7 protein-coding genes are annotated in these 14,270 nt (G+C 59.4%); all 7 read left to right on the forward strand.

Features of this window, described 5'->3' with window-relative positions; genetic code table 11:
- Nucleotides 1-10 precede the first annotated feature (10 nt).
- The 7 genes from phnE to RBB49_RS24130 all read left to right on the forward strand — a co-directional run bounded on the left by phnE (nt 11) and on the right by RBB49_RS24130 (nt 13,724).
- Nucleotides 11-1,348 (forward strand): phosphonate ABC transporter, permease protein PhnE, encoded by a 1,338-nt coding sequence (gene phnE, locus RBB49_RS24100; protein WP_306145463.1) that lies wholly within the window; start codon nt 11-13, stop codon nt 1,346-1,348.
- 81 nt (nt 1,349-1,429) lie between these two features.
- On the forward strand, nt 1,430-1,954 hold the full coding sequence (locus RBB49_RS24105; RefSeq protein WP_306145464.1) for an isochorismatase family cysteine hydrolase: 525 nt from the start codon (nt 1,430-1,432) through the stop codon (nt 1,952-1,954).
- A gap of 140 nt (nt 1,955-2,094) precedes the next feature.
- Nucleotides 2,095-3,294: a lytic murein transglycosylase gene (locus RBB49_RS24110; protein WP_306145465.1), complete on the forward strand. Its 1,200-nt coding sequence runs from the start codon at nt 2,095-2,097 to the stop codon at nt 3,292-3,294.
- A gap of 138 nt (nt 3,295-3,432) precedes the next feature.
- Nucleotides 3,433-4,074, forward strand: a complete 642-nt coding sequence (gene parA / locus RBB49_RS24115; protein ID WP_306145466.1) for a ParA family partition ATPase — start codon at nt 3,433-3,435, stop codon at nt 4,072-4,074.
- Between the two features lie 92 nt (nt 4,075-4,166).
- The gene (locus RBB49_RS24120) at nt 4,167-9,704 is read left to right on the forward strand and encodes an alpha-2-macroglobulin family protein (RefSeq protein WP_306145467.1); all 5,538 of its coding nucleotides are present in this window, start codon (nt 4,167-4,169) and stop codon (nt 9,702-9,704) included.
- 7 nt (nt 9,705-9,711) lie between these two features.
- Nucleotides 9,712-11,841: a penicillin-binding protein 1C gene (pbpC, locus tag RBB49_RS24125; RefSeq protein ID WP_306145468.1), complete on the forward strand. Its 2,130-nt coding sequence runs from the start codon at nt 9,712-9,714 to the stop codon at nt 11,839-11,841.
- Nucleotides 11,842-12,509: 668 nt separating this feature from the next.
- The gene (locus tag RBB49_RS24130; protein WP_306145469.1) at nt 12,510-13,724 is read left to right on the forward strand and encodes a porin; all 1,215 of its coding nucleotides are present in this window, start codon (nt 12,510-12,512) and stop codon (nt 13,722-13,724) included.
- The last annotated feature ends 546 nt before the right edge of the window (nt 13,725-14,270 follow it).

The following is a 14,270-nucleotide window of genomic DNA, read 5'->3' on the forward strand; positions in this document are numbered from 1 at the left end:
GAACTTCGTTATGGCTGTCGATACACTCAATGAACCGGTCTTCGACCGAGGCACCGTTTTCCGCAATGTTCGCCGCCGGGCCTGGCTCACCATCGGTGCGCCCTTGGCGATCGTTCTTTACCTGACCTACACATGGTTTGCCTTTGGCGTGCCGGAACTGCTGGCGAAAGCGCAGCCCGAAAGAGCCGTTATCCTGGCGACCGACAGTGTCGCCTACAAGGTTCATGTCACCAAGCTTCTGCGGCGCGACATCATGGAGGTCGCCATCGAGGGCGAGCGCCGGGCGACCTACGCTCAGGAGGACTTGCCCGGCTGGGTAGAGGTTGACGGAACGAATGCGATTGTCGATCTCGGCGACGGCTATGAGGTAACGATAACCGGCAAGGTGATGGAGTTCACCGTACCCGACTACGGCACCATCAAGGTGACGGCAACGAATAGCGGTGTGACCACCGAATTGCCGCCCGGTCCCGTTCCCGAGTGGCTAAAGGACGATCCGAGAAAGTTCGATGCGCGCCCCACACTTGACCGGCGCGTCCAGGTGACGAAAACGAAAATCGAAGTGCACAACTACTTTGGAGGTTGGGAAAACTTCTGGTTCTCCTTCCAGTCCGAGCTGCACGGCATGCCCTTCAGCCAACTTTGGGCCATCGCACTTTCCAATGAGCGCATCGATCCGGCACAATCCAACATGTCGCTGATCATGCACGACTTCCTCGGAAATCCCGACTGGCAGCACGGTGAGGTGTTCACCGCACTCTTTGAAACGATCATGATGGCTGTTCTGGGCACGCTTATCGCTGCCTTTGTGGGTTTGCCCCTGGCTTTTCTGGCCGCACGAAACTTTACGCCATCTCTCCTTTTGCGGTTCGGCACGCGCCGTCTGTTCGACTTTCTCCGCGGCATCGACATGCTCATCTGGTCGCTGATCTTCATTCGCGCCTTTGGCCTTGGACCGTTGACCGGGGCGCTTGCGATTGCCTTCACCGACACCGGGACCCTCGGCAAATTGTTTTCCGAAGCGCTTGAAAACATCGACAACAAGCAGGTGGAGGGCGTCCGGGCGACGGGTGCCAGCCAGACCCAGCGCTATCGCTTCGGGGTCATCCCGCAAATCCTGCCGGTCTTTGTGTCCCAGGTTCTTTACTACCTGGAATCGAATACCCGTTCGGCGACCGTGATCGGTGCGCTCGGGGCAGGCGGCATCGGCCTGATGCTTGTCGAGACCATGAAGACGTCCCGTGACTGGGAAAACACCAGCTACATTATCATCCTGACGATCTTGGTTGTGATCATGATGGATCAGGCCTCGGGATGGCTGCGCAGGAAACTGATCGAGGGCAAATAAAGCGATTCAGCCTGTCTCACGTGACGGCTTGCGCATATCGCAGTGCTGTGGTCGCCTGTCGGTAAACGGGAGGCGGCCACCATGCAGGCTCATATCGGATTGTTGATCGTGGATGTTCAGGCGGGCTTCGTTTCCGCAGGCACGGACCACATTCCCGGCATCGTGGAGGACCTGCAGCAGGGCTATCGCCACGTCGCCGCGTCCCGGTTTGTCAATCACGCCAACTCGCCCCATCGCCGTTTTCTGGATTGGAACAGGTTTCTGCCGGACACTGCGGAGGTCGAACTTGCATTCAAGCCGGTCTCCCACGCCTTCGTGTTCGACAAGCCGCAGTATTCGGCGGTGTCCTGCGATCTTCTCAGGTGGGTGCATCTCAACGGTATCTCCGAAGTGCATGTCTGCGGCATCGACACCGAGATCTGCGTTCTGACATCCGCGACGGCGCTGTTTGAAGTCTCGATCAAGCCTGTCGTGCTCGCATGGGCGTGTATGTCCGGGGGTGGCGGTAAGGAAGGTCATGACGCGGGGCTGCTCGCGTTGCGGCGTCTGATCGGGCGGGCGAATGTGTGGGCCGACAGCTCCGGAAGACGCTATTTCAACGGATAACCTGCTTCGCGGAAGCGGAATTGGAACCGGGAATTGCAGGTCCTTGGTGGTTAAGTGCGCATTCATCCCTTTTTCGCCGCATTTCCGTCGTGCGATGATCTAAACATCCCGCAGAGGAATCAATGCTCTTGGAGGGGCTCATGCCGAGATTTGGGTTGAGAAGGCTGGCGCTCATGGCGCTCGGGTCGGGTCTGATCTGGACCGCGGGTTCACAGAGTGCCCTTGCCATAGAAAGCTGTGTTGCCTCGCTGAAACAGGAAGCAGTTTCCGCAGGTGTGCGGCCGGAAGTCGCCGAGCGCATGCTCAAGGGCGCATCCTTCGACGAGAAGGTGATCCGCTTCTCCACGTCCCAGCCGGAATACAAGACAGAAATCTGGGACTACATGGCCTTTCTTGTCGATGCGGAGCGTATCAAGGATGGCAAGAAAAACCTCCGCAAGCACCGCCAGACACTCTCGGCTATCGAGAAGCGATATGGCGTCAATCGCCACGTCGTTCTGGCCGTCTGGGGTATCGAGAGCGACTTCGGCCAGTTCAAGGGGGATTTCTACACGCCCCATGCGCTTGCCAATCTGGTCTGTGCCGGGAAGAGACGGCAAAAGTATTTCCGCGGCGAACTCATCAAGACATTGCAGATTGCCTCGCGCGGAGATGTTCCGGTCAACGATTTTCAGGGGTCCTGGGCGGGTGCTTTCGGCCAGACGCAGTTCATGCCCAGCACCTATAACAGCCTCGCCGTGGATTTCGACGGCGACGGGCGCAAGGATCTTGTCAATTCCGTTCCCGACGCCCTGGCATCGACCGCGAACTTCCTCAAAAATGCAGGCTGGAGAGACAGCCGTGCGTGGGGTTACGAGGTCAAGGTGCCTTCCGGATATTCCGGCCCGACCGGTCTCAAGAAGCGCGCATCGCTGTCAACCTGGGGAAAGCGCGGCTTCAAGAAGATCGGTGGCGGCAGCGTCTCGGGCAAGACCGAGGCAGCGCTGATCCGCCCGGCCGGCGCGAACGGTCCCGCTTTTCTTGTCACGCGCAATTTCAATGCCCTGCGGTCCTACAACGTGTCGACCTCCTACGGGCTTGCAATTGCTCTCCTTTCCGAACTTGTTGCAGACGGTGAACCGTTCAAGACACCCTGGCCGACGGACAACCCCGGCCTCTCGCGGGCGCAACGTCTTGAATTGCAGAAGCTCCTCAACAGAAACGGTTTCAATGTCGGCGAACCTGACGGCAAGGTGGGGCCGCTGACGCGAGCCGGCATCCGCAAGGCCGAAGCCAAGTATGGCCTGCCGGTGACAGGACGGCCCTCATGGAACGTTTACAGCGCACTCGGCGGAAAATAAGCGCCAATTAACCGGACTTGCGTGGAAAACGCAGGGTTGAGAAGGCGTTCCCGCTGATTTATTTCGTATTGCACCATTGTTTTGTTGCGCTGCGAAAAGTTGCGTCGCACAATGCAGGTCCCATTCTGGAGAAGTGCGATGTCAGGCCGAATATTGACAGTTGCCCAGCAAAAGGGCGGATCCGGCAAAACCACCCTGGCGGCTCACCTTGCGGTGGCGCTGGCCAAACAGTCGGGTGAACCGGTGGCAATCCTTGACGTCGATCCGCAAGGGTCTCTTGGAACCTGGTTCGAAGCCCGCGAGGAAACGCTCGGCGAGGACGAAACCGGTCTTGAATTTCGCACGGCGTCCGGCTGGGGCGCACGCCGCGAGGCGCGGTCGCTGGCCCGCTCGCACGGCTATGTCGTCGTCGATACGCCGCCCAAGACGGATACGGACGCAAAGCCTGCAATCGACGCAGCTGACTTCGTCATTGTCCCGGTTCAGCCCACGCCGGTCGACCTGTGGGCGACATCCCAGACCATCGACCTTGCCAACCGTGAAAGCACGCCGGCGTTGCTCGTCTTGAACCGAGTTCCCCCGCGCGCCTCGCTGACGGGTGAAATGGCGGAAGCCATCGCTGAATCGGGTTATGAGACGTTGAACGCACGCCTCGGCAATCGCACGGTTTTTGCGTCCGCCATGGGCAAAGGCATTGCCGTGCCCGAGGATGCGCCGTCAAGCAAGGCGGCGAACGAGGTTGCTTCGCTTATTGACGAGTTGCTCGACCGGATCGGCTGAGGCCGTTCTCCCCGGTCGCACGCCAGATTTGCCTTGTCCTTGTCACGTTCCGGTGCCTTGATAGAGAAAATTCTCGGTCCGGGAGGACAGGCATGTTTGTTTCATTCAAAGCTTTTGCATCTATTCATTCGATCACGACGCGCTTCAAGGGGCGCGCTTTCAGGCTGCTCTCGGTCCCGCTGATCCTTGCTGCGGCGATGGCACAAGTCCCGTCGGCCAATGCCCAGGATCGGCGCATTGTGACAATCGATGACGCGGACTTCTTCGGTGGAGACTATCGAACCGTCAAGGATGTCGACCTGAACGGCTGTACCAGCGCCTGTCTTGAGGACAATCAGTGCCGCGCCTTCACCTTCAACACCTCCGCGGGCTGGTGCTTCCTTAAATCGGATTTCGGTGAACTCCAGAGTTTTCAGGGAGCCATCGCGGGGCGGGTGGTCGAGGTCCAGGCCCGGCGTGCCGACCAGAGCGCGGATCGCAGGGCCGAACTGGAATTCGTGCCGCGTGCGCAACTGGAAAGTGCAGAAACCTATTCTCAGAGCCTGGCAAATTCTCGCCGGACCAGCCGCGCAACGGTCGAACAGTTGCGTGCCGAGGGGCTTGCGGCTCTCAGAAACCGCAACGGAGCGCTCGCCGAAGCTGATTTCGTGCAACTCATTGTTCTGGAACCGGGTGACTACACGGCCTGGACCCAACTCACCCAGGCCCTGCTGGCGCAAAACCCCGAAAACTGGCAGGAGCGGGAAACCAAGCAGAAAAACGCGGTCTCAGCAGCAATAAACGCCTATCTTCGCGCCATTACTCTCCCGGAGCGCGCATTTGCACTGGACCTCCTCGGCAGCACCCTGGTGCGCCGGAGTGAATTCAAGCCGGCGATCAAGTCCCTGAGAGCGTCTCTTGCGCTTAGTGAAAACCCCGGCCTTCGCCGCCGCTACGATGAGCTTGTGGCGCAGCACGGCTTTCGGATTGTCGATCACCAGGTGGATTCAGACAGCACGGCACCAAGGGTCTGCCTTGTTTTCTCACAGAAACTGCCGCTCGGCGAAGATTTGACCCCCTATGTCACCGTTCGCGGTCCGACCACGGCCTCGATCGAGGCCGAGGGAACACAGATCTGTGCCGACGGGCTGGAACACGGGGCGCGTTATCAGGTGACTGCCCGCAGCGGGCTTCCTGTCGCCGATGGCGAGAAACTGGAGAAAACCTCTGAACTCTCGATCTACGTCAAGGACCGGTCGCCGTCGGTTCACTTCCTGAGCCGGTCCTATGTCCTGCCCTCGGGTGGCAATCCGACCATCCCGATCGTTTCGGTCAACACGAACGAAGTCGAAACCGCCATCTATCGGGTCGGCAACCGGTCTGTTGCCGATGTGCTTCGCGACAACCGTTTTCTGCGCCAGCTCGATCCGTGGCAGGCGGAGCGCATTGAAGACGAACTGGGTGAAAAGGTCTGGTCAGGTATCCTTGAGACCGAAAACCCGCTCAATCTGGACGTGACGACGGCATTCCCTGTCGCCGACACGGGCATTGATCTGAAGCCCGGAATTTACGCACTGACGGCGCGGTCGAAACTCGATGTCAAAAACCGCTGGGGAACGCTTGCGACCCAGTGGTTTCTTGTGTCGGACCTCGGCTTGACGGCGCTCAGTGGCGACAACGGCATTACGGCGAACATCCGGTCGCTCGCATCCGCGGAGGCCATTGAAGGCGTGACGGTCAGGTTGCTTGCGGTCAACAACGATATTCTTGGGGAAACCACCACGAACCAGGACGGGTTCGCCGAATTCGCGACCGGGCTGACGCGCGGACGGGGCGGATCGGCACCGGGCGTCCTGATTGCTGAAACCGCTGAAGGCGACTATTCGTTCCTGGACCTGCGCAAACCGGCGTTCGATCTTTCCGACCGGGGAGTGGAGGGGCGCCCGGCACCGGGCCCGCTGGATGTATTCGCCTGGACCGACCGGGGCATCTACAAGGCAGGCGAGACGGTTCACGCGCAGGCGCTTCTGCGGAATTCAAAAGCCGTTGCGCAGGAGAACTTTCCGCTGACCTTTGTGTTCAACCGGCCGGATGGCGTTGAACATGCCCGCTTCACGGTCTCCGATGCCGGGCTGGGCGGACATCTCAAGGATCTCGATCTCGGCCCATCCGCGCAGCAGGGCATCTGGTCCTGGCAGATTTTTGCCGATCCGAAGGGCCGTGCGCTCGCGCAGGAGACGTTCCTGGTGGAGGACTACCAGCCCGAGCGTGTCGATTTCGATCTGGAGACACAGGCGAAGGCCTTCAGCAGGGCCGCGCCGACCACAGTCTCGCTGGAGGCGAGGTTCCTCTACGGATCGCCTGCCAGCGGCCAGTCGCTCGAGGGTGACGTGATTGTTCGTCCCGTAAGGACCATGAAGGACCATCCGGGATACGTCTTCGGACTTGAGAGTGAAGAAACCTATTCGCGACGCGGAGAAATTCCATCCGGGCTGAAAACGGACGCAGACGGCAAATTGTCCTTCGATGTCGCAATGCCGGCATTGCCAGAGACCACGGCGCTCTACGGGGGAACGCTGGTTGCGCGGCTTGTCGAGGCCGGTGGCCGCTATGTCGAGCGAGACCTTGAACTGCCCGTTGCCCTGGACGGGCCGCGCATCGGCATCAAACCCGCATTTGATGGTGGTGTCGACGAAGGCGGACCGGCGGGCTTCTCGATCATTGCCGTCGGTGAGGATGGCAGGCAGACAGACGCGGCTGGCCTGACCTGGACGCTTTCCAAGGTCAATCGCAGATACCAGTGGTACCGTCTCGACGGGCGCTGGTCCTTCGAACCGATCACGACCTCGCAGCGCGTCGCCAGTGGCGAAATCGAAACGTCGGCTGCAAACCCTGCCACTCTCTCGCTGCCGGTTGAGTGGGGCGAATACCGGCTGGATATCAAGGGCAGCGGTGCGCTTCAGACAGCGACGAGCCTTTCCTTCAATGCCGGCTGGTATTCAGCGGATGCGACCAGCGACACACCGGACTATCTCGATGTCGGTCTGGACAAGGCCAGTTACCGGCCGGGCGAAGTCGCGAAACTCCGGCTGAAGCCGCAGATGGCGGGCATCGCTGTCGTGAACGTGGTCGCCGGCGGTCTGGTAGCGAGCCAGAGCATTGAAGTGACTGCCGCAGAGACCGAAATCGAAATCCCGGTCAGTGATGACTGGGGGGCAGGGGCCTATGTGACGGCCAGCCTCTACCGGCCGATGGACATCGATCAGAAACGCATGCCATCCCGTTCGGTTGGCCTGTCCTGGTTGCAGGTTGATCCCGGTAATCGGAGCATTGATGTAGAGGTTTCCGCGCCGGACCGGATCCTTCCCGAAACAAAGCTCGACGTGCCTGTCAGACTTGCCAATCTCGAGGCGGGAACCGAGGCCTACCTCACGGTCGCCGCGGTCGATGTCGGCATTTTGAACCTGACCAATTACGAAACGCCGAATCCGGATGACTGGTATTTCGGTCAGCGCCGCCTCGGCACGGATATCCGGGATCTCTACGGTCAGCTTATCGACCGGATGGCCGGGTCCTCGGGCCGGGTGCGGTCGGGTGGCGATGCGATGTCGCTTCGTCTTGATTCGCCGCCGCCTGACGAGGAACCCGTCGCCCTGTTCTCCGGCTTGGTGGATGTCGGGCCTGACGGCGAAGCCGTGGTGTCTTTCGACGTTCCCGCATTCAACGGGGCCTTGAAGCTGATGGTGGTGGCCTGGACTGCCGAGGGCGTCGGGCACGCGGAGCAGGAGGTCGAAGTCCGTTCGCCGGTGGTGATGACCGCAAGCGCGCCATACTTTCTGGCACCGGGTGACGTGTCACGCATTGCGATCGAGATCGACAATGTCGACGGGCCTTCAGGAGCCTACCAGCTGGACGTTTCGGCGGGCGACGGCCTGGCGGTCGACAATGCGCCCAAAAAGGCTCGGAGCGTTGAAATCGAAAACGGCAAGAAAGCGCTCGTGCTTCTGCCAGTGAGCGCGGGTGCGGCCATTGCCAAAAGCGAACTGGTTGCGGCCCTGACCGGACCAGATGGTGCGGACTACGTCAAACGGATTGGACTCGAAATCAGAGACAACCAGCCGGAAACCGTGCGCCGGTCATCGTTCCAACTGGCCGCCGGTGGCAGGTTGACGCTCAGCGCCGACAGCTTTGACGGACTGAACCCATCGACCGTGAATGTGACGCTGACCGCCGGCGGGGCAGCCAGCATTGACCTTGCCGGGCTACTGGCTGCCCTCGACAGGTATCCTTACGGGTGCACCGAACAGACGACCAGCCGTGCCTTGCCCTTGCTCTACCTGAGTGAGGTTGCGGAAACGGCGGGCCTGGGCGGAGACGACGCCATTCGCGAACGTGTCGTAAAGGCAATTGCCGCGGTTCTTGCCAATCAGTCCTCTTCAGGTGATTTCGGATTGTGGAACAGCTACGGCGGCGGCGACACATGGCTGTCTGCCTATGTGACGGACTTTCTGACCCGTGCGCGCGAAAAGGGTTACAGTGTCCCCGATCTCGCCTTCACGACCGCCCTGGACAATCTTGAAAACCGGTTGTCCTACGCCTCAGATTTTCAGAACGGCGGCGAGGATATCGCATATGCGCTTTATGTCCTTGCCCGGAACGGCAGGGCCTCCATGGGCGACCTGCGCTACTATCTCGACGCAAAACTGCAGGACTTTGCAACACCGCTTGCCAAGGCGCAGGTTGCCGCCGGGCTATCGCTTTACGGCGAAAGCGAACGGGCTACCATCGGCTTTTCCGCCGCCTTGGCCGATCTGCCGCGCGATACGTCCACCGTCTTCAGGGATGACTACGGTTCGCGCCTGCGCGACAGCGCGGCTGTCACCGACTACGTCGTCACGGCTTCGGCCGGAACCCGGCTGAGGGACGAGGCAGTGGACCAGCTGGAGGCAGCGCAGGGTCAGACGCCGAACCGGTCAACCCAGGACATGGCCTGGATGCTTCTTGCCGCGAACGCTTTGAACGAATCGGCCGAGGAAGCGCGCCTTTCGGTTGACGGCGCGCAAACGCCGGGGCGTCTCGCATGGGCGCTTGAAGGAGCCGATCTGGCGGGAGCGCCCGTCGAGGTCGTCAACAACGGCACGACGGCGACCGATCTGCTTGTCTCCGTTGCCGGGCAACCCGTTGTTCCGGAACCGGCAGGAGGACGGGACTATTCGATCGAGCGCACGGTCTACGATCTCAACGGAAACCCGGTTGACCCGGCAGCGGTGCCGGTGAACACCCGCTTGGCCGTTGTGCTGACCGTCCGCGCCCTGACCGGCCAGCCTGCGCGGCTGATGGTGGTCGACCGCCTGCCTGCTGGACTGGTCATCGACAATCCGCGCCTGGTGCGCTCGGGAGATGTCGCCGGGCTTTCCTTCCTGTCGACGGTCGATTCGCCCGAACATGCCGCGTTCTATGAGGACCGGTTCGAAGTCGCAGTAGACCAGAACCGCCAAAGCGGCGAGGAAATGACCTTTGCCTATCTGGCGCGTGCAGCGACCCCAGGCACTTTCGCGCATCCCCCTGCGTCGGTTGAAGACATGTATCTGCCGTCGAGAAGGGCCATCACCGCGACATCGCGGTTCACGGTGCTGGGACCAACCCGGTAATCACGCCATGCTGGAAAGGCTGCAGCAAAAGGGGACGAAGTACCGGCGATCGCTCGGCATCGCCGGTCTGTGCTGTGCCATGGCCGCCTTGCTGGGCACTTGGAAGGTTCACACCGACTATTTGGCCCTGTCACGGCCAACCGATGCCGCGGCCCTGCCGCTTTCCATTGTCGTCCTTGACCGCGATGAGCGTCTGCTCAGGGCCTTTATCAGTGCCGACGACAAATGGCGCTTGCCGGTGGATCTGAGTAAGATAGACCCGCTTTACTTCGACATGCTGCTTGCATTCGAGGACAAGCGTTTTTTCGAGCACGGTGGTGTTGATGCCCGGGCGCTTTTGCGGGCAGCCGTTCAAAGCGTCCGCAAGGGACGTCTTGTTTCGGGCGGCTCGACACTAACGATGCAGGTTGCCCGTCTGCTGGAAGAGAGGCCGACAAAGAGTCTTCAGCGCAAGTACGAACAGATCCTTCGCTCGATCCAGTTGGAAAAAAGGTTCACCAAGGAAGACATCCTGCGTCTCTACGTCCTGCGTGCCCCCTTTGGCGGAAATCTTGAAGGCGTACGGGCGGCAAGCCTGACGTGGTTTGGCAAGGAACCCGGACGCCTTACCGCTGCTGAGGCAGCATTGCTGGTGGCGTTGCCCCAAAGCCCGGAAACGAGGCGCCCGGACCGGTACACGGCAAATGCGCGCGCCGCTCGAAACCGTGTTCTGGCTGCTGCGGCATCCCGGGGCGTCATATCGCCCGCCGAAGCGGCGTCAGCGTCTGCGGAACCGATACGAACGCGCCGGTATGCAATGCCGATGGTGGCTGCCCACGAGAGTCGATTCGCGCGCACCATGGCTCCGGAGAAAACGGTTCATCGGCTTACCCTGGACAGGGATCTGCAGGCCACGCTCGAGGCTCAGGCACGCCGTCGTGTGAACGACTTTCCAGCACCGGTTTCGCTCGCTGTCGTGGTGGCCGATCACACCAGCGGCGAAATTGTCGCCAGAATCGGGGCTCCGGATCTGCTGGACGAGGCGCGTCTTGGACATATCGACATGACGCGCGCGGTCCGTTCGCCCGGGTCGACCCTGAAACCCTTCATCTACGGACTTGCTTTTGAGGAAGGTATCGGTGTTCCGGACAGCCTGATTGCGGACAGGCCGATCAGCTTTGGCGGCTATCGGCCGGCGAATTTCGATCGGGCCTATCAGGGAACCGTGACGCTGCGCGAGGCCCTTCAGCTGTCCCTGAACACGCCAGCAGTGCAACTGCTGGAGACGGTCGGCCCGGCAAGACTGATGGCACATTTGAAACGCGCCGGTATCCGGCCGGTTCTCGACAAACGCAAACCGGCGGGCCTGGCGGTCAGTCTGGGCGGTCTCGGGCTCACATTGGGCGAACTGGCGCAGGCCTACGCGGCTCTTGCTCAGGGCGGTGAGAGAACCGAGCTTGCCGGTTGCCGCGGCAACTGCCGGTCAGAACCCGGTTTGCCCACTGGAAGGCCTGTTCTGAGCCGCAAGGCGGCGGCAATGGTTAGTGACATCCTGAGAGGGATGCCGCAGACACGAAGCGCGGAAACGCATCACATTGCCTACAAGACCGGGACGTCCTACGGCTACCGCGATGCGTGGGCGGTCGGGTATGACGGCCGGTATGTGGCCGCGGTCTGGGTCGGGCGGCCTGACGGGTCTCCGGTTCCCGGACAAACAGGACAAAAGACCGCGGTTCCCATTCTCCACGAAGTGTTTCAAGCGCTGGGTCCAAGGCGCGAACCCCTGGACGCGTATCCCCTGACTGTCAGCGCGCTTCTGGAAGGCGCGGTTCCCTTGTCCCTGCGCCATGCAAGAACGCAGGGGAATCGCGCCGCTTCTCAATTGGAAGACACGTTGTCGATCTCGTATCCGCCCGACGGAGCCGAACTGCATCTGGGGTTTGAGACGGACGCGCATGGCGCCCAAACGGCACAACCCATTGTCGTGAAATTCAAGGGTGGCAGCGCCCCTTACGCGTTTTTGGTCAACGGCCGCCCGCATCAGGCAGATGCTCTGCAGAATCAGCTTGTCTGGCGGCCGGAGGCACCTGGATACGCGCATGTGACGATCCTCGACGCATCCGGCGGCAGCGCGACTGTGTCATTTGTTGTCCAATAAGTATCTGAAAAATATCAAGATAATGTTTTCACCCATCTGACTGGCAGCCCGGTGCGCCGAAACTGTTGTCCGTTTGCCGGGACGCAATCGTGCGTGATTCCAGTATCTAACTTAAGGTAAATTACAGCAATGAAGATGCACGTAATGCGAGAATATGAAAATCGGAAATATAAAAAATAAGACGTCATATAAAAGACAAGAGAAAATGAAGTAAAAATTCATAGATAGCATCTAAGATGGTAAAATATATATAAGATTTATATGAAAAAGGCTTAAAATAGCGCTAAAAATCTATTTTTTTCCCAAAAAATACAACTTTAAGATTCGCAAACTTAGATTGTAAAATGCAATCAAAAGAATTCTCCATAAAATCGGCGGATTTCTGCGAATTTTTAAAAAAACAAACTGATAAATGATAAAAAACAGTAACTTGAACTGTTGCTGAAAAAACACATCCCGTATGAGTTGTGCAACCTGGACATGTTTTTGGCTTGAAGACAGAGAGTGTATCTGGTTTTAAGGAACCCGCGATTACGAGTATTCGTTTCGAAAAATAATTCAAATGATGAGCAATTGAGTTGTTTTTCAAGGAAATCGCGGGGGTAGACCTTGTCACGTCATTCTGTGCGCGGTGAGGCTCTAATTGAAATGACTGTTTGGAGGTCAAAATGAAACTTAAGGGCTTGATGCTCGGCGTGGCAGCTGCTGCTACCGCTACCACCGCTCAGGCGGCCGATCTTCCGGTTGCTCCGGAGCCGGTCGACTACGTTCGCGTCTGTGACGCTTACGGTTCACGCTTCTACTACATCCCGGGCACTGAAACCTGCCTGCGCGTCGGTGGCCGTCTGCGTACGCAGTTCGTTGTCAACAACGTCCTGGACAACGACGACTTTACAACGACAAGCGGCTGGCAGGATCGTGACGCTGACGGCTATTCCTGGCTGACACGCGGTTACGCATACCTTGATGCCCGTAACGCTACCGAATTCGGCACCCTGCGTGCATATGTCGGTCTGCGTATGGATATCACCAACGGTTCAAGCGGCTTCAAGCTGGACGCTGGTTACATCCAGTGGGGCGGCCTGACAGCTGGTTACCTCGGCTCCAACTTCAACATCTACACCGGTCAGGTGTTCATGGGTGTTGTCACGCGTGACTGGTCCGACTCCACGGTCAACCAGCTCGCATACACCGCTGCTTTCGGCAACGGCTTCTCCGCGACCCTCGCTGTTGAAGACCGTTCCGGCCGCGAAGTTGGTGACTACGGCGGAACCCGTATGCCTGACATCGTTGCTGCTCTCAGCGTTTCCCAGGGTTGGGGTTCTGCACAGATCTCCGGTGCCCTGCACCAGGTCTACCCGGACGCTGCTTTCAACAGCACCAACGCTTCCGGCGATGAAGACAGCCTCGGCTGGGCAATCGGCGCCGGCGTGAACGTCAACCTGCCGTTCGCAAACTCCGGTTCCAACATCTACTTCCAGGGTTTCTACGCTGACGGCGCTCTGTCTTACATCGGTAACGGCATCACCGGCTTCGAAGTCACCACCGGCGGAACGACCTACTCCCCGTCTGACTACGACAGCAACGGCGACACCAACTCCGGTTACTCCCTGTCTGCTGGTCTGTACGTTCAGGCAACGCCGACCATCGGTCTTGCAGCTGACGGTTCGTGGGCTCACATCGACACGGGCACCTCTGCTCTGGGCGACATCGATCGTTGGGCAATCGACGGTTCCGTACAGTGGCAGCCGGTTTCCGGTTTCGTCATGGGTGCCGACATCGGTTACTCCAACACCAGCTTCGACAACCCGGCTCCGGGTGCGTCGGGCTCAAGCGACGTCGACGAACTCCTCTTCGGTGTTCGTATGCAGCGGACATTCTAATCTAACGGTTAGAATCCTGACTGAGAGTTTCTGAACTCCGGTCAGTCATGCGGCCCGGCAGGCTCCAATCTGCTGGGCCGTCTCCTTTCAAAGGATCGATTCTGCACCCTCCTTTTGTGGTGCATTTGCCTTTTGATCGGAAGAAACGCGCTGTTTTATGCCCTTGCGAGAGGCTCTAGAGCGCTCATTTCCTAACAGTTTCTAAAGATCTCCCCCATTTTTGTGACATTCGCGCAACACCGGTTTTTGAAAACAGCTTCCGGGCAGGGTGGAACGCGTATTCGATGTTGAACCGCGAATGTGGATGCGTATGGTCATGGTGCGAGCGGCTTCGAGCCGCACTGGTTTGCATGCCACGGACATCCAACCTCCGATCGGAAGCAAACGCAGACTTAATTCGCGGGGACAAATGGCGCTTCTGATTTGAGTGCCAATTGAAATGACTGATTGGAGGTCAGAAATGAAACTCAAGGGCTTGATGCTCGGCGTGGCAGCTGCTGCTACCGCTACCACCGCTCAGGCGGCCGATCTTCCGGTTGCTCCGGA

Source organism: Roseibium sp. MMSF_3412 (genome assembly GCF_030733265.1).
Taxonomy (GTDB): Bacteria; Pseudomonadota; Alphaproteobacteria; order Rhizobiales; family Stappiaceae; genus Roseibium.

Coding starts and splice junctions, on each gene's coding strand:
- RBB49_RS24105 (WP_306145464.1), top strand. CDS start 1,430: ATGCAGGCTCATATCGGATTGTTGATCGTGGATGTTCAGGCGGGCTTC.
- RBB49_RS24130 (WP_306145469.1), top strand. CDS start 12,510: ATGAAACTTAAGGGCTTGATGCTCGGCGTGGCAGCTGCTGCTACCGCT.
- parA (WP_306145466.1), top strand. CDS start 3,433: ATGTCAGGCCGAATATTGACAGTTGCCCAGCAAAAGGGCGGATCCGGC.
- pbpC (WP_306145468.1), top strand. CDS start 9,712: ATGCTGGAAAGGCTGCAGCAAAAGGGGACGAAGTACCGGCGATCGCTC.
- phnE (WP_306145463.1), top strand. CDS start 11: ATGGCTGTCGATACACTCAATGAACCGGTCTTCGACCGAGGCACCGTT.
- RBB49_RS24110 (WP_306145465.1), top strand. CDS start 2,095: ATGCCGAGATTTGGGTTGAGAAGGCTGGCGCTCATGGCGCTCGGGTCG.
- RBB49_RS24120 (WP_306145467.1), top strand. CDS start 4,167: ATGTTTGTTTCATTCAAAGCTTTTGCATCTATTCATTCGATCACGACG.